Below are 15,414 nucleotides of genomic sequence, written 5' to 3' on the forward strand. Positions count from 1 at the left end.
TTTAGTTTTGTAAACTGTATTATCTAGTTTTGAAAACTAGATGTTTTTTTGATAGATAGTTATTACTTATTCCATTTGCCAAAGACTACGTACAATCCCCATAAATAAAGAGCCGTTAAAAAAATTGTTATCAATAAATATGTCATTGGCAACTTCTGGTGAATTTTTACCGTTAGTTTCTTTTGTTTCGACTTGTTGCTGATCTTAATTAATCCCTTTGAACTTGAGTCAATATTAACTTTTTGACCATTCACTGTGACATCGTAATTAAGTGACTTGTAGTAAAAGAACGGCAATGTTACTGTCCCTTTCGGAATATTCGTACCTGTTAATATCGTCGCATTACTATCTCCACTGTACTCCATCGGAATCTTTTTACCATCTATTATTGCCAAATGATGTGATAATGTCTCGACATTCTCATCGGAAAAACTGAATCCGTTACTATTATCCTTAACTTTTACAGTCGCTGGTGAATAATCTGGAATGAGTGTTCGAGTGATTCGGTCACTGTTGATTCCAGTCGATGTTAACTTAGCAACGCCTTCTGTTGGAATATCCTCTGTCGAATACTGAGTTAGTACCGGAAAACCAGCAGTATATTGATATTGAGCGTTATATGCTGCTCGAAATGCCATTCCATACGAAAGAATTGTCACCAACAGTAAAATCAATCTGGCTCTTTTTCCATGGAAATTAATTAGAAAAATTATGACTGGAATCACACTCAAATATAAAGCAAAACGCCAACTTGAATTTTGAAAATTATTGATAATTGGAACGTTACTCAACAAATTCCAAGGTACTAAATTGGTACAGAAAATTACTATAACTGCTTCTACCACAAACCATGTCACGATATTGGTTAGCTGTTTTTTATTTAGAAAAATTATTGTTAAAGCTAATAATAAGATTGCTGCATAAGAAATTGAATTCTTCGTGTTCCAAGCAGCTCCTGATAGGAAGTTGAATAATGAGTAACTTTCAATCCGTCCCTGACTAAATGGTGCATTCAATCCGGTACTGGAAATTTTGACAACTCGATAAATAATTGGCCACGATAACACAATTGTACCTAGTGCAGCCAATCCTAAATTAACTATTGAAATAAAATTACGTTTCCAAATCAGATTTATAAGCCAACAAATACCGACAATCATACTGATTGCAACAATACTCAACAAGTGGGAATTAACGACAAATGTCATCAATAATGCAATTTCAAGTATCAATTTGAAATCAATTTTCTTACTCTCGACAGCGTCTTTTAAACAGAAGACTAGCGGGAATGCCACTATCATTGCCAACGATGTCCCCGTCTGCATTTCGTTGATTAAATCTTTTAAAATACCACCTGATAGGACAAAAATAGTGGCTGAGAAAGCTGCGTTAGTGCTATCAAAATACTTATTAAGTGTTATAAATGAAACCAAATAAGTTGCCATAATAATTAAGGATTTAATGGCAATAATTTGATGAATTGGCGTCAAAAAATTCGTTAACCGTACAAATGGATACAGTGTAAAATCAGGATACATCCCGTTAATTGCTTGCCCAGTATGAAAAAAGGTATTGTAGTTAATCCACGCAGGCAATGTTTGTTGTTGAAATGCTAATCTAATTTCATAGATTCGCTCCGCGTGGAAAAATGAATCATACATGGAAATCATATAGTTAAAACGAAACTGCCAGAGCGTCCATATTATTATAGTTATGAAAAAAATAACTGAGATAACTAAAGCTTTGAGGTTATTTATCTTCTTGAATTGAAACATGGTTACTCCTTACGTAAAAAATATTCTCGTATACATTATATTTACCAAACACCTATTCGTAAAATAGAATTTTGAAATATATCAGTATAAATATTTTTTTGAATAAAAAAAGACATATCCTAGATTAGGAAATGTCTTTTTTCATTTGACGAATTTTTTTCTCGTCATATCCATACATCTGTTGTTCCGTAAATGGATATTTAGATTGCTTGTTTCGCAAAATTCTTACAGGACCAAGCCACAACACAATTGTTGAGGCGAATGCGCCAATAAATCCAATCATGTAATCCATTGGTGTCGCCAAATTATTGACCATCACGTACCAAATGTAATAAATTCCCACAGGCCAATGTAGTAATAAAACTGAAGCCAATCCCGGATTATACCAACTTTTTAGTTTAATATTATTGTAGAAGCCATGATTTACTATTTGAACCATTCCCTGACCAATCGTAATTAGACCATACCAAATGGTGTTAGGAAAAATAATTGCTAAAATGTAAAAAGTGTACGCCATAAATACATTGTTTATCATAACCTGATTGGCATTCAGCGGATAATTCTCAGGAACTTCTTTCTCCCCACAACACACGATATTAAATATGGAGGGAAAACCGCCTGGTAATCCATATTCTTCAAACTGGTGGACCAGCATTGCCATGTAACTGTATATTAAAATTAATTGGATCTGGCTGAAATCATTCCTCCAAAACCCTACAATATAAGCCAAAGCAACAAAAATAATTCCTCCAATATAATACCAATTACGACGATAAAATTTCATAAAGATCAAGCCCTTTCTCTGTTCAAAAACTACTATATATACAAGATAATCCCTGGTATACCAGTCATCAACCAACAGAGACAGGTCAAGTGTCGGAAAGTAAGTACAGTCAATGAGAAAGAATCCCCAACAAACACAAATAACACGTCAAAATATAATTGACGCTTACTGTATCTTGTCTAAATCAGAGAAGAAAAGCCAAATTACGGTTAAATCACTTTCAGAAAAAGCAGGTTACAATCGTAGTACCTTTTACGACTATTTCAATGACGTTTACGATGTTCAAGAACAAATTCAAGATTTTGTAATTGATCATATTCAACATAATTTAAAGGATAACTTTCGTACGGGAAAACTAGAAAATTCTTTTATCAAATCGTTTGATGATTTACATGCTCATTTCCCCAATTATTATGATGTCATATTCACTGGCACGACAGATGTTATATTTACTAATCGTTTAAAAAATACCATTAAGATTGAAATCAAAAATAAATATCAGCTGACAAATCTCAGTATTGAAGAAGATTACGCCATCGATTTTTTCGTATCTGGAGCAATTGCTATCATTTGTAGTTGGATTAATCACAATCGGAATATTTCTGCATCACAATTAGGAAAGTTAATTCGTAGTTTGGTGGAAAGCGGTATTGGAGAGTATTTGCCTAAATAGTTAATTGTGAAGATATCGCTAGTAACGTTGATTACGAGAGAATAACAATATAAACTATGACCAAATACTCAGCCAGAAATCATAATGTATTTAATCGAAAGGAGGATTTTTATCATGGACACTAACAAATGGATAGACGACTACTTAAAATGGATGAAAACTAAATACTCAATTACTTCATTTGATAATGGAGATGAAATTATTACTCCCTTTACAAATATTCTTGGAAATCGAATAGCCATATACGTATTACCGATTGACGATAATAAGATTCAGTTATCTGATGATGGTAATACTGTTAATGATTTAATTTTACTGGGTATTGATATTAAAAGTAATGTTCGTTTCAGAATACTAAAAGACATTATTAAGTCTTTTAATGTTCAACTAACAGAGAATAATGTTTTAAAAATTGATGGCAAAAAGGGAGACTTCCCGATAATGAAACAATCATTAATTCAAGCAATCCTAAGAATTGATGATTTACTGATGACACGTAAAAATAATGTAAAAAATCTCTTCTTCGATGATGTCATGAATTATTTTGATGATATGGAATTTAAGGGATTACCAAATTATCCTGTTAATGGCGGTAGTGGTCATACTTATAAGATTTCCTATGCCATCGGAAAATCAAAAAGCAAACCACTCCAGCTAATTCAAATATTGAATAACGCTGATTTCCAACGGATTTCTGCTGAGATCGTTACCTTTGAAGACATTGCTGGTAACGTTGATTACGAGAATCACAACATGAATTATTCAGTTATTTTCAATGATATTGATAATAACATTTCAGATAAATCTAAAAATATTGCACATACTCGTGGTCTGGAAATTATTCCATGGAGTAATAAAGAATCAATTTTGAAATTAAAAAATTAAGACGCTGGTGTATTCTAAAAAAAGACAAATGCTGAAATATCAACATTTGTCTTTTTAAATATATTCATATAATTATTTTCTAAGCCGTCTATCGGATTTGAACCGACGACCCCCACCTTACCATGGTGATGCTCTACCTATCTGAGCTAAGACGGCGTAAACACTCCCTACATTTTAGCAAATTTCCCAAATGTAGAAAATGCTTTTAATTAAAATGCTTCGATAATTTCGGAAATTCCAGTGGCAAAGAAGAAGAATGCCAACATGAAGACGATGAAACTTCCAGCTAAGACCGGATTGAATAGCAAAATAATAGCGAACAATAAGTTCAAGCATGCTAAAATCACGATCAATATGTAATACTTTTTACCAAAGAAATGATAAAAACGTGATGTTAAAATTTGGAACATCGCATCTAGTAAGAACCAGATGGCAAACATATAAATTATGACCACGATTCCAACTTTAACGTGCGAAACGAAAATAATACCAATAATAATATTAACAACGGCTGAGAAAATCGTCCAACCACTTCGAACGCCTAAAAATCGTGTCATTTGTGATCCAAACCATAATTGATAAACACCACGTAAAATAACGAAGACGCCAAAAATTACGGCAACAGTTGATAGACTGCTTAATGGGTACCAAATGACTAAATAACCAGCATATAAAGAAATTAATCCGATAATAAAACCGAACCAATCAAAACGACGTTTTGGTTCATTCATAAATATCCCTCCCCTCTACAAAAATATTTTAACATTATACATTATCAAAGTTGAATGATATGCGCTATAATAGAATGGCTAATAATATTATTAGGTCAAACGAAAGGTTGTAAAATTGTCCCCTAACAAAGAAAATTATCTTAAAACTATTTATGAATTAAATTATGATTTTACAAAAATAACTAACAAGCGTATTTCCGAGATCATGAATGTGTCCGCCCCATCTGTCACAGAAATGTTAAACGCCTTAGCTAGTGAAGGATATTTGACACACTCGCCATATAACAAAATTGTGTTAACTCCAAAAGGAAACAAAGTTTCCGAAAAATTGGTTCGTACTCACCGCTTATGGGAAGTATTTTTGCATGAATGTCTCAAGTACCCCGTCGATAATGTCCATCACAACGCTGATGCCCTTGAACACTCTTCTGATGAAGATTTAGTTAACCACTTGAATGATTTCCTTGGTCAACCTCAACGTTGCCCACACGGTGGAATTATTCCTGGTAACGGACAAGGTGAAACTGATGCTGACGATAAATTGCTCAGCATGATTTCTGATGGCGATAAAGTTCAAATTGTCAGAGTTTCTGATAATTATGATTTCTTACAATACTTTGGTAGTTTAAATCTTGAAATCGACGATACGATTGAAGTTATCAAGCATGAAAAATTTGATAACTCACTCGTTGTTCGTAAAGAAGATGGAACAAATATTACAATCGGTGCAAAGGCCATCGATTATATTTTTGTTGAAAATAGATAAATTTAAAGTGTGTTAAAAAGCTAGCAATCCAAAATTGGATTGCTAGCTTTTTTAATACAGAAATAATTTTTAGTGATTATTAAAGCCAGTTACAAACCCCGTCCAAAAACTATACAAATTAGGCCACATAACTAGTGCCAACCAGATGATTCCTAAAAGAACAGTCCATTTAGAAACTATTTTATCAATATTTTTCCATTTAATACTCCAAGCAAAAGCAACAAAGGAAATGACTGTTGGTAAAATCAACCAATAATTCAAACTATTCTCAGAAATATGCAAAAATCCAGCTGAAATAATAAAAGCCACAATTGCTAAACCGATACCTACAATTGTAATGAATAAAGCTTTGTTCATCTTAGAACCATTTTCAAATTTATCCATAAGAGCTGCATCTCCTTTAATTAATTCGTCTAAAGAGATATCAAAGAGTTCACTAATTGCAATAACATTAGCAAAACTAGGTAACGCAGCCCCACTTTCCCATTTGGAAATCGACTGACGCGAAATATTAAGTTTCTTAGCTAAAACTTCTTGTGACATATTACGTTGCTTTCGTTGATATTGGAGTTGTTTACCTATTTCCATATTAATCTCCTCGATTCACTGACAGAATAAATCATTTTCAGACCACCGCCTAGCACCATTTGGTTGCATTCAATATAGGCGTTATAACGGTTGCCTTTGTAAAGCAAATTTTACAATAATTAGCTAGAGAAGATAAGCTTCACACATCGAATATATAGATTAAAGCCACAAAAAAAGAACACCCATGAGGATTTTTCATCATAGGTGTTCTTTTCGTATATAACTATTGTTTTTTTATTATTAATGGTTTTAAGGTTCAAAATATACTTTAAGTCTTATTAAAAAAAATAACTAAGCTGAACAGTAATACTCCAATTTATTTACTCTTAATCAAAACAAAGAATAAACTATCCGGAAGAAACAAAAATTTAGGTCGCTGTGGAGGTGGCGTTATGGCTTTAGCCATTACACCACGGGACGAGTTTTGAAACTCGCGTATTTTGCGAGGTTCAAAATCGAGATTGGAGACCGCCCTTTGGCTCCAATCGGTCCCCATAGCGACCTAATTTTCTTGTTTCTGGAGGCGGCATTTTTTACTATCTTTGTTGATTCTTTTGATTATTCTCCAAAACTTTTTGGTAAAAAATCGTCATTGTTAATTGTTCATAGGGTTGTAACCAAACGGACAATAGTTCATGTGTCATTGCGTTCAAAATTTCCCAGAAGAAAAATTCCAAACATAATGAGAAATACGTCCATTTATAACCACGCATTAAAACTGAACTACGATTAAAGGTTGAAAAAGCCATTCTTAATGTCCACTTACCGTTCTCCTCAACATCATCTTTAAAGACCAAGAAGACCTGTGAAAAAATCATTAAAAACCAAATTCCTGGAATGATATACAACATAAATCCGGCTTCTAGAAATAAGGCAAACAATGCCGTTATGAAAATCATTGGGAAAAAGTAGCGTCCTGAGAACGTTTGTAGTCCATCTCGTAACGCATTGACTTGGTAGTCAGGATTACGCAATTTATCAAGAATTGTGTAGGATACTCCGACACAAACCATGATAAAGAAAAACATAAAGGCATAAACGACGACACTTGTTGCTGGAGTCAGCGTTAACATATATTTTTCCATTGAACTAGGGTCATTAGCCATGTTATTTGAAATCTCGGTCAAACGACGGCTAGTTTGTCCTGGATCAGCCAAATTAACATTTAAATTAGCCATCCAAGTAGTATAGAGTTTTGTTCCAAAAAACACTGCCAAGAATCTCAATAAAATGGGAATTACGTTTAGGGGAATATTTCCTCTAATATCTTTTCGAAAAGCTCGATGTGCTTCCCGGCGAATTTCTATGGCAGATATTCGATTATAGTTATTATTCATCAATACCCCTCGCATTAAATAACGCCATTATAACAAAGTTGGCAATAACAACCTAATCTACTTAATCGTAATCGTTCCCTTTGTGGCTTTTACATCAAGCAAATTAGCCGCATCAGTTTTATTTTCGAAACTAGTGCCATAACTCTTGTCAAAATATCTAACGACACCCTTGTCTGTATTTAACTTCAAGCCATCAACGGTCAATTCCTCACCTGTGAAACGGCCTGTGTTAAAGAGTCTGATTTTATTCTTATTCATCAGTGTTGTCTTCGACATTGTGATCTTACTGTGGGTAGTAAATGATTTCAACGAATCAATATTAGAACTCTTAATATTCATGCTTGATTCATCCAAATTTATACTTGGATTTTTAAAAGTCGTATTTTGAACCACAATATTTGAGTAAACATTTGCAGCCAAAGTCAAATTAGATATATTAGAATTCTTCATTTCTAAATCGGCGTTATACAAACCAATTTTATCGGCGTTATGAACTGTCACATCACTCAAATACAAATTAGCATCATAATCCATATCTTTCGCTGTTTTAACCAAGTTATTTATCGTCACGTCATTAATATGAATCTTACTATTAGCTGTTCGTAAATTAACATTATCAAGTGTTTTATTCATTGGAATCGTGATTGTGATTTTCTCACGTCCTAAAACATCAACACCGATACGACCTTTTTTAGCGCTTCCGAGAACTGTCAATGTATTATCTTTAACTTTATACGTTGGGGCTTGTGACCTATCTCCATCGACATGAATCTTATAACGGTCACCAAATTTAATAGTAACGTCGGCATCACGACCTTCAACGTAAATATTTTTAAAATTATCTAGCGGATAAGTTTCATCCTTAACTTGGGCTACTTTAAAACCGTGATCCCAAACAACTGAACGATTGGCTCCCATCAAAACACCGCCTAGGAGCAAGATGCCACCAACAATCAATAAATAAAAGCCGGTTACGAAATACTTACGCATTTTCTTTTTCCCCCTTCATTGGTGTTTTACGACCGTGCAATAATTTCTTACCTAACCAACGGAAGAAAATAACAATTACACTGAAGAACCATTTAAATAGTGCAACGATAATCGGAATAATAAAGAAATCAACTCCTAGAATCAAAAGTCCAATTCCGACATAAAAAATAGTTGTCGCAAATGATTGGAAAATAACTGATAGTCCCATGAAGATGGCACCAATTCCGCCGACCACAGACATCGCTATCATGAATAGGAATAAGAGCACGAAAAAGACACCCAAACCGATAAATAATAAAATCAATGGAATCAAAATGATAGCAATAATAATGGCTACAGGTGAAGCCATCAAAGCTAAAATGACCAACCCTATCATTTTCAAATTTTTCGAAAAGCGTTCGTTACTCGTCATCTGTCCATTATCAACACTTTGATAATTTTCCTCGGACATTTTGATTGAATAGTCAGCCAAAACCTTGCGTGCTAAGTGCTTGGGAGTTCCCAATTCGTTGATGATGGCATCTGATGTTTGTAAATTAGCATCGATGATATATTCTCGATAAAATTCAAGTACATCTTGTTTTTCTTTGTCGCTTAATTGATGTAAATATATTTCAAATTCATCGATATAAGAATCAATTACTTTATTCTTCATTATTCCCCTCCAAGATAGCATCCGTAGCTGCCTTTAAATCCTGCCAATTATTTCTAATTTGTCCTAAACGTTCTAAACCCTGATCAGTAATCTTGTAGTAACGACGATTTCGACCTTCATAAGCTTCATCGTACGTACTCAACCAGTCCTCTTTTTTTAGACGACGTAAAATCGGATACATGGTTGATTCTGAGATAGGAAAAACCTTCTTAACCTCACGCGTTATCGCATAACCGTAGTAATCCTCTTTGGTCAACAGAGCTAAAACTGAACCCTCAAGAATCTCAGTCGAAACTTGAATTGCCATATTATCTCCTCGTTTCTATAATATTATACGTCGTATAATATGATTTCATTAACAATATATTATAGATTGTAGGTTATGTCAATTGTGCCACCTCCGGTTGGGAGCTAGAACATGGTCTGCTGTGGGACCGCCTGGAGACCTTGGCTCCAGGCGGTCCCACAGCAGTTACCAGTACTCGCCCGCCCCAGCGGCCTCCAAAAAAAAAGCTTGACTTTGTTTTCCCCAGGTCGTACGATAGCTTCAACATTTTAAAACAAATATAAAAAACGACGACAGAAGAGTAATTGAGTAAATCAGTCCAGAGAGTTAACGTTGGTGTGAGTTAACCTGATTCTTGATGAAACACATCTGTAAGTTGAATGATTGAAACAAGTAGGTCATTTCGGTAGCACCGTTACAGCTGAAGTTATTGTAACTTCATGAGTCTAGTATCGTGAGATATTGGTAACCAGAGGTGGAACCGCGAATATTCGCCCTCTTAGTCATTTTGGCTAAGAGGGCTTTTTTTATTCACGAACTCTTTTTTACAATAACTTTTTGAGGTCAGTATCGTGAGGTACTGACAAACTCGAGGTGGAACCACGTCAAAGACGTCCTCTAGCATTTTGCTAGCGGGCGTCTTTTTTTATATTTGTTAAAGGGGAGAGAAATTATGATGAATTATATTTTGGAAATTTTACCGTCACTGTTAAGTGGTACTGCAATGACATTAAAAGTCTTCTTCTGGACAATCATCTGTTCATTGCCACTCGGAATTTTAGTTTCATTGGGCCGCAGCTCAAAATTTAAACCACTCAGCTGGTTGTTATCATTTTACATTTGGGTCATGCGTGGAACTCCATTGCTATTACAATTGATTTTCGTCTTCTACGGCTTACCAAACATGCCTTTCGCACATATCGTTTTTGAAAGATATGACGCCGCCCTCTTTGCCTTTATCCTTAACTACACCGCCTACTTTGCTGAAATCTTCCGCGGTGGTTTTGGAACTGTTAGTAAAGGTCAATTCGAAGGTGCCAAGGTGCTTGGTTTAAATTACTGGCAAACAATTCGTAAGATTATCATTCCCCAAGTTGTTAAAATTGTTCTACCTTCAATTGGTAACGAAGTTATCAACTTGGTCAAGGATTCATCGTTAGTCTACGTTATCGGTTTAGGCGACTTATTACGGGCCGGAAATATCGCCAGTTCACGTGATGTAACCTTACTACCTTTAGTCTTAGTTGGTATTATTTACCTACTATTGACACTTATCTGTACCTGGATTTTGAAAGTCTTAGAAAAACGCTTTAGCTATTACCGTTAGGAGAGAGAAAATATGTTGAAATTAGAGAATATTACGAAAAGTTTTGATGGCAAAACCATCTTAAATAATTTAAATCTTGAAGTTGAAAATAATTCAATCCTCAGTATTGTCGGACCTAGTGGTGCTGGTAAAACAACTCTCTTGCGTTGTATCGCTGGACTAGAAAAAGTTGATTCAGGAACTTTCTCACTCGACGGCAAACCATTTGATCCATTCGACGAAACCGCTAAAGAACGAGTTATCGGAGTTGTTTTCCAAGACTTCAATCTCTTCCCTCATCTATCAGTTATGGAAAATATCGCTTTAGCTCCTGAAATGGTGCTCAAACAAGATAAAAAAACAGCACAAAAGAATGTTGCTGACTTATTAGCTCAACTTGGCCTCACTAGTCTCAAAGATCAATACCCATTTGAATTATCAGGTGGTCAAAAACAACGTGTTGCCATTGCTCGTGCTTTAGCTATGCAACCACAAATTCTTTGTTATGACGAACCAACCTCAGCTTTGGACCCAAGTTTACGTGACACCGTTGCTCAAGTTATCCTCGATTTAAAGAACACTGGCATCACTCAAATCGTCATCACCCACGATCCCGATTTTGCCAAAAAGATTGCTGACCAGTTACTCGAAGTTAAACCATTAAACGATTAATCATAGGGGGATTAATAAAATGAAGAAAAAGATATTTATACTTTTAAGTTTATTAGCCTTCTTTAGCCTAACTTTAGCTGGTTGTAGTGGTAGCCAAAAATCAGTTGCGCAGGAAGCTAACACGACTGACACTTGGTCACACATAAAAAAACGTGGACGAGTTATCATCGGACTTGATGATACTTTCGTTCCTATGGGGTTTCGTGAAAAGAATGGTAAATTAGTTGGTTATGATATTGATTTAGCTAAAGCCGTCTTTAAACAATACGGAATTAAAGCCGATTTTCAACCAATCGATTGGAATATGAAAGAAACTGAATTAAGAAATCGGACAATTGACCTAATTTGGAACGGTTATACCATTACACCTGCCCGTCAAAAACAGTTACTTTTCTCAAGACCATATATGGCTAACCGCCAAGTGCTTGTTACCAAAACTGCGGAAAACATTACCAGTTTCAAAGGTATGACTGGTAAAACTTTGGGAGCACAAACAAGTTCTTCCGGTGCCAGTCTGCTCGATGAACACCCAACAATGCTCAAAAATTACATCAAAGATAAAACACCAGTCCTCTACGATTCCTTCAACAATGGACTAATGGACCTCGACGCCAACCGAATTCAAGGGCTCTTGATTGATAGTGTGTATGCAGGTTATTACATCAGTAAAGAAAAAGACCCAGCTTCATACCGTGTCACACGTGGTGGCTTTGACGGTGAAGACTTCGCTGCCGGTATGCGTAAAGGTGATAAAACATTGAAACGTAAAATTGACCAAGGGTTACAAGAATTAGCAAATACAGGTGAATTACAACAAATCAACAAAAAGTGGTTTGGTAATTCCGATAATTCTTTGATTAAACCTGAGAAATAAATACTAAACCTATCTAAAAATTTAATATTCAATCTGACATAATTCATTAATTTCAACTTTTATATGAACTGAATTAATGAAAGAAACTAGCCGGAAGAATCGAGAAAGCTTGACTGGCAGTGAAAGTGGCGTTAGAGCTTTAGCTCTTACACCACCGGGCGTGTTTGGAGACTCGCGTATTTTGCGAGGCTTCAAACCGAGGCATGAGACCTTGGCTCAGGCCGGTCCGCACTGCCAGTCAAGCTTTTCTCTATTCTGGAGACGGCATATAAAAAAGAAGCCCCTAGACTAATGCTCTAGAAGCTTCTTTTTTCGCGAACGGTGCAATAATACTGTTTAACAACTCGGGATTTCGTAACTGATTCTTCCAGTCTTCGCTCACATGATCAGTTAGATTCTCACAACTACTGATTGTGGCAGTAATGCTGGCTATCGTGTCGGTATCGTCGCCTAAATTGACGGCTAAAATAATTGCATTATCAATACTCGTGCTTGCTAAAGCACACCAGGTACTGGCTAATAACGTATCAACCACGTAACCGGATGACTTAATATCTTTGCGCAACGTCATCCCAAAGTTATTCTGAAACATCTCATCATATTGTGATAGTTCAGCTAACTCATCAGGACAATTTTGTAACGCTTGGTTCAATTGCTCAGGCAAATAATTTAAAATTGCCCGTAAAGCACGACCATTCAATAAGCCATGTAAAATTTCTAAATAAATATAACTACCGACGATAGCCCGCGGATGACGGTGAGTTAAACAAGTGTATTCATAAGCTAAGCGCAGACGTTTGTTCAAGTCTGATTCATCAGCTAAATGAATTGCCAACGGTGCGAGGCGCATTAAAGCTCCATTGCCATTAGCGTAAACACTAGGATCACCACATTCTAAGGCTGGATATTGATTAATCGACCAATTTCTGACTGCTTTAGCACACGAATTGCCAATGCCAAAAGCTAATTTATCAGGTGTATATTCGTTGTGAAACATGTAATTCTCGAACTTTTGCATCAATTGCTCATAATTGCCATCAGCAGTTAAATTCTCCATTAACGGCAAAGTAAATGATGTATCGTCCGACCAGCTACCCTTTGGCTGTTCCCATGTTCCACCCGCAGTCATCGATTTAATATAATAAGAATCACGTTTTGAAAACTCGACAGGAACTCCCAATGCGTCCCCAACTACACCGGCGTACAAAATATTTTCTATCTGACGCTTATGCAATAATTCTCATCTCCCGTGTAAAAAACTGAGACCAAATTATTCATCTAGTCTCAGTTCAAGTTTAGTCTTCTAAGCAAGAATACTACAAATCTTTTTCCCATCTATAAGCACGTTTAATCCTAAAAAATCAATAAAATGAAAGCCAAGAAGATACCAAACATGGCAAGCCAACTGACTTTCTTCTTATCATCGCGAATTTTTCGCAAATTTTTATTCATAAGCATATGCCTCCGTGCCTATAAGAGTTATATCATCTATACCAAAAAATGAAAAGGCTTTTTTAAAAATCTTAAAACTTATTTTTTGAATTATATTTTGGGGGAAATTGCCAATTATCGTGGAAAAAATAATCAGTTTTAAAGGATTTTTGCGAGCTTTTTCCGAACATTTCAGTATAATTGATTAAAGGTTGTTAGTTTTGGACCCGCCTCCGGCTAACTTATCTGATATATTAATAATCAGACTATCTTGTATTATCAAAATTAAAAATATGCAATTATGGTAAAAATATGACAAATCATCATTCATTAACAAAGAACTAGCTGGAAAGAGCAAGAATTTAGGTCGCTGTGAAGGTGGCGTTAGGGATTTATCCCTTACACCACGGGACGTGTTTTGAAACTCGCGCTTCATGCGAGGTTCAAAATCGAGGTTCGAGACCGCCCTTTGGCTCGAACCGGTCCCCATAGCGGCCTAAATTTCTTGCTCTTGGAAGCGGCATACTTAACTAGCATCATACATAACAAAAAATAAAGAGGAGTTACTATTATACCCATGAAAAAAAAGAATCGTGTTTATTTAGCTGGACCATTTTTTAGCGAACATCAAATCAAACGTCTTGATGAAATTCAAAAACTATTGGAAGCCAATTCGACTATTGGTGATATTTTCCGCCCAGGCAAGGACGAATATACTGGTGCCGAATTTGGCTCATTTGAATGGCAAACTGCCGTTTACAAGCATGATATTAATAACATTAATGTTTCAGATGTTGTGATTGCAATGTTAGACTATAAAATAGAAGAAAATGAATTGGAACCTGACTCTGGTACGATGTGGGAATGCGGTTATGCTATTGCTAATAACATCCCTGTTATCGGTGTTAGAAATATGACTGACGAACCTTTAAACTTGATGTTAGCTGGTAGTTTAACAGCTTTCTTCAATGGTAAAGACAGCATTCAAGAAATCAAAGACTACAATTTCAATACATTAATGACACGCTACGAAAACGTTAAGGTACTTTAGGAGGATCAACATGTCACAAGTAACACAACGAACCGAGAAATCCATTATTACAGCAATGGTTTCCTTATTACAAAAAAAGCCATTCGAAAAGATCACTGTCGGTGATATTTGTGACGAAGCACTGATCAATCACAGTACTTTCTACCGCTACTTTAGTGATAAATATGATTTACTACATGCCGTTTTTTCATATCTATTAGATGATTTACTCAATAACACATCCAATGCAAAAACGATTGTCTATCAAATTGCAGATTTCATGGAAAAAAATAGTAGCTTTATTCACCATATTTCTCCACAATATCAAACGAAAGCCAACCTTTATCCAGAATTTCGCAGTATCTTACAAGACATCGTGAAATCAAAGAGTAAAGATCCAGCCAGTCAAAAAGATCCATTGATCAAAATGATTACTGAATCAGACTCACCAGAGCTAATGATTAGCTTCATTGTCGGTGGTTTAATTGGTTTAGTCGAATATCTCGAGGATAACGACTTCAACGTTTCACGTGATAAATTCATCGAATTTACCGCTAACTTTTTTGCAAAATGGTCAAATTAGAAGTAACCATAATGATAATAAACAGGGCAAATTTTATAATCAAGTTAG

The 15,414-nt window shown here is 35.4% G+C and carries 17 protein-coding genes, 1 tRNA gene and 1 other annotated feature; of the genes, 8 read left to right on the plus strand and 10 right to left on the minus strand.

The annotated features are described in order from the left end of the window. Positions 1-62: 62 nt before the first annotated feature. Positions 63-1,775, minus strand: coding sequence for a glycosyltransferase family protein (locus tag FD31_RS09385; RefSeq protein WP_057892522.1), 1,713 nt, complete (start codon positions 1,773-1,775; stop codon positions 63-65). 124 nt (positions 1,776-1,899) lie between these two features. Further along, on the minus strand, positions 1,900-2,559 hold the full coding sequence (locus tag FD31_RS09390) for an HXXEE domain-containing protein (RefSeq protein ID WP_057892523.1): 660 nt from the start codon (positions 2,557-2,559) through the stop codon (positions 1,900-1,902). 112 nt (positions 2,560-2,671) lie between these two features. Here FD31_RS09390 and FD31_RS09395 point away from each other — a divergent pair, with 112 nt between their 5' ends. Further along, a complete protein-coding gene (locus tag FD31_RS09395) occupies positions 2,672-3,232 on the plus strand; it encodes a TetR/AcrR family transcriptional regulator (RefSeq protein ID WP_057892524.1) in 561 nt (186 codons plus the stop codon). A 114-nt stretch (positions 3,233-3,346) separates the two neighbouring features. Beyond that, on the plus strand, positions 3,347-4,117 hold the full coding sequence (locus FD31_RS09400; RefSeq protein WP_057892525.1) for a DUF1828 domain-containing protein: 771 nt from the start codon (positions 3,347-3,349) through the stop codon (positions 4,115-4,117). Between the two features lie 82 nt (positions 4,118-4,199). Here FD31_RS09400 and FD31_RS09405 read toward each other — a convergent pair. Together FD31_RS09405 and FD31_RS09410 are read right to left on the minus strand one after the other, a co-directional pair. Continuing rightward, positions 4,200-4,273 (minus strand) — tRNA-Thr (locus tag FD31_RS09405). A gap of 53 nt (positions 4,274-4,326) precedes the next feature. Then, positions 4,327-4,848 (minus strand): HdeD family acid-resistance protein, encoded by a 522-nt coding sequence (locus FD31_RS09410; protein WP_057892526.1) that lies wholly within the window; start codon positions 4,846-4,848, stop codon positions 4,327-4,329. Positions 4,849-4,963: 115 nt separating this feature from the next. Here FD31_RS09410 and FD31_RS09415 point away from each other — a divergent pair, with 115 nt between their 5' ends. Next, positions 4,964-5,614 carry a metal-dependent transcriptional regulator gene (locus FD31_RS09415; protein WP_057892527.1) on the plus strand — a complete coding sequence of 217 codons (651 nt, stop codon included), beginning with the start codon at positions 4,964-4,966 and terminating at the stop codon, positions 5,612-5,614. A 69-nt stretch (positions 5,615-5,683) separates the two neighbouring features. Here FD31_RS09415 and FD31_RS09420 read toward each other — a convergent pair whose 3' ends face one another. The 5 genes from FD31_RS09420 to FD31_RS09440 form a co-directional block, all read right to left on the minus strand. After that, positions 5,684-6,202 carry a helix-turn-helix domain-containing protein gene (locus FD31_RS09420; RefSeq protein ID WP_057892528.1) on the minus strand — a complete coding sequence of 173 codons (519 nt, stop codon included), beginning with the start codon at positions 6,200-6,202 and terminating at the stop codon, positions 5,684-5,686. A 536-nt stretch (positions 6,203-6,738) separates the two neighbouring features. After that, a complete protein-coding gene (locus FD31_RS09425) occupies positions 6,739-7,539 on the minus strand; it encodes a DUF975 family protein (protein ID WP_057892529.1) in 801 nt (266 codons plus the stop codon). 57 nt (positions 7,540-7,596) lie between these two features. After that, positions 7,597-8,529 carry a DUF4097 family beta strand repeat-containing protein gene (locus FD31_RS09430; protein WP_057892530.1) on the minus strand — a complete coding sequence of 311 codons (933 nt, stop codon included), beginning with the start codon at positions 8,527-8,529 and terminating at the stop codon, positions 7,597-7,599. Then, complete coding sequence (locus FD31_RS09435; protein ID WP_057892531.1) at positions 8,522-9,184, minus strand: DUF1700 domain-containing protein; 663 nt, start codon at positions 9,182-9,184, stop codon at positions 8,522-8,524. The genes FD31_RS09430 and FD31_RS09435 overlap by 8 nt, the downstream gene beginning before the upstream one ends. Then, entirely contained in the window at positions 9,174-9,491 is a 318-nt protein-coding gene (locus FD31_RS09440; RefSeq protein WP_057892532.1) for a PadR family transcriptional regulator, read from the minus strand. The genes FD31_RS09435 and FD31_RS09440 overlap by 11 nt, the downstream gene beginning before the upstream one ends. Positions 9,492-9,751: 260 nt before the next feature. Next, positions 9,752-9,972: a binding site (T-box leader), on the plus strand. A 171-nt stretch (positions 9,973-10,143) separates the two neighbouring features. Between FD31_RS09440 and FD31_RS09445 the strand changes: the two genes are divergently transcribed. From FD31_RS09445 to FD31_RS09455, 3 genes are read left to right on the plus strand one after another with little or no spacing between them, the layout of a single operon-like run. Further along, complete coding sequence (locus FD31_RS09445) at positions 10,144-10,797, plus strand: amino acid ABC transporter permease (protein ID WP_057892533.1); 654 nt, start codon at positions 10,144-10,146, stop codon at positions 10,795-10,797. Between the two features lie 12 nt (positions 10,798-10,809). Next, entirely contained in the window at positions 10,810-11,448 is a 639-nt protein-coding gene (locus FD31_RS09450; RefSeq protein ID WP_057892534.1) for an amino acid ABC transporter ATP-binding protein, read from the plus strand. A gap of 19 nt (positions 11,449-11,467) precedes the next feature. Continuing rightward, positions 11,468-12,322 (plus strand): amino acid ABC transporter substrate-binding protein, encoded by an 855-nt coding sequence (locus tag FD31_RS09455; protein ID WP_057892535.1) that lies wholly within the window; start codon positions 11,468-11,470, stop codon positions 12,320-12,322. A 283-nt stretch (positions 12,323-12,605) separates the two neighbouring features. On the opposite strand, the gene FD31_RS09460 is transcribed toward FD31_RS09455, so the two are convergent. Then, complete coding sequence (locus tag FD31_RS09460; protein WP_057892536.1) at positions 12,606-13,556, minus strand: ADP-ribosylglycohydrolase family protein; 951 nt, start codon at positions 13,554-13,556, stop codon at positions 12,606-12,608. Positions 13,557-14,330: 774 nt separating this feature from the next. Between FD31_RS09460 and FD31_RS09465 the strand changes: the two genes are divergently transcribed. Together FD31_RS09465 and FD31_RS09470 are read left to right on the plus strand one after the other, a co-directional pair. Further along, a complete protein-coding gene (locus FD31_RS09465) occupies positions 14,331-14,804 on the plus strand; it encodes a nucleoside 2-deoxyribosyltransferase (RefSeq protein WP_057892537.1) in 474 nt (157 codons plus the stop codon). Between the two features lie 10 nt (positions 14,805-14,814). Next, entirely contained in the window at positions 14,815-15,366 is a 552-nt protein-coding gene (locus tag FD31_RS09470; protein ID WP_057892538.1) for a TetR/AcrR family transcriptional regulator, read from the plus strand. Positions 15,367-15,414 lie beyond the last annotated feature (48 nt).

Origin of the sequence: Companilactobacillus nantensis DSM 16982 (genome assembly GCF_001435815.1) — a bacterium.
Taxonomy (GTDB): domain Bacteria; phylum Bacillota; class Bacilli; order Lactobacillales; family Lactobacillaceae; genus Companilactobacillus; species Companilactobacillus nantensis.

Bases quoted from the DNA above. Each gene is read 5' to 3' on its own strand.
- FD31_RS09385 (WP_057892522.1), bottom strand. From the start codon at position 1,775: ATGTTTCAATTCAAGAAGATAAATAACCTCAAAGCTTTAGTTATCTCA.
- FD31_RS09390 (WP_057892523.1), bottom strand. From the start codon at position 2,559: ATGAAATTTTATCGTCGTAATTGGTATTATATTGGAGGAATTATTTTT.
- FD31_RS09395 (WP_057892524.1), top strand. From the start codon at position 2,672: ATGAGAAAGAATCCCCAACAAACACAAATAACACGTCAAAATATAATT.
- FD31_RS09400 (WP_057892525.1), top strand. From the start codon at position 3,347: ATGGACACTAACAAATGGATAGACGACTACTTAAAATGGATGAAAACT.
- FD31_RS09410 (WP_057892526.1), bottom strand. From the start codon at position 4,848: ATGAATGAACCAAAACGTCGTTTTGATTGGTTCGGTTTTATTATCGGA.
- FD31_RS09420 (WP_057892528.1), bottom strand. From the start codon at position 6,202: ATGGAAATAGGTAAACAACTCCAATATCAACGAAAGCAACGTAATATG.
- FD31_RS09425 (WP_057892529.1), bottom strand. From the start codon at position 7,539: ATGAATAATAACTATAATCGAATATCTGCCATAGAAATTCGCCGGGAA.
- FD31_RS09430 (WP_057892530.1), bottom strand. From the start codon at position 8,529: ATGCGTAAGTATTTCGTAACCGGCTTTTATTTATTGATTGTTGGTGGC.
- FD31_RS09435 (WP_057892531.1), bottom strand. From the start codon at position 9,184: ATGAAGAATAAAGTAATTGATTCTTATATCGATGAATTTGAAATATAT.
- FD31_RS09440 (WP_057892532.1), bottom strand. From the start codon at position 9,491: ATGGCAATTCAAGTTTCGACTGAGATTCTTGAGGGTTCAGTTTTAGCT.
- FD31_RS09445 (WP_057892533.1), top strand. From the start codon at position 10,144: ATGATGAATTATATTTTGGAAATTTTACCGTCACTGTTAAGTGGTACT.
- FD31_RS09450 (WP_057892534.1), top strand. From the start codon at position 10,810: ATGTTGAAATTAGAGAATATTACGAAAAGTTTTGATGGCAAAACCATC.
- FD31_RS09455 (WP_057892535.1), top strand. From the start codon at position 11,468: ATGAAGAAAAAGATATTTATACTTTTAAGTTTATTAGCCTTCTTTAGC.
- FD31_RS09465 (WP_057892537.1), top strand. From the start codon at position 14,331: ATGAAAAAAAAGAATCGTGTTTATTTAGCTGGACCATTTTTTAGCGAA.
- FD31_RS09470 (WP_057892538.1), top strand. From the start codon at position 14,815: ATGTCACAAGTAACACAACGAACCGAGAAATCCATTATTACAGCAATG.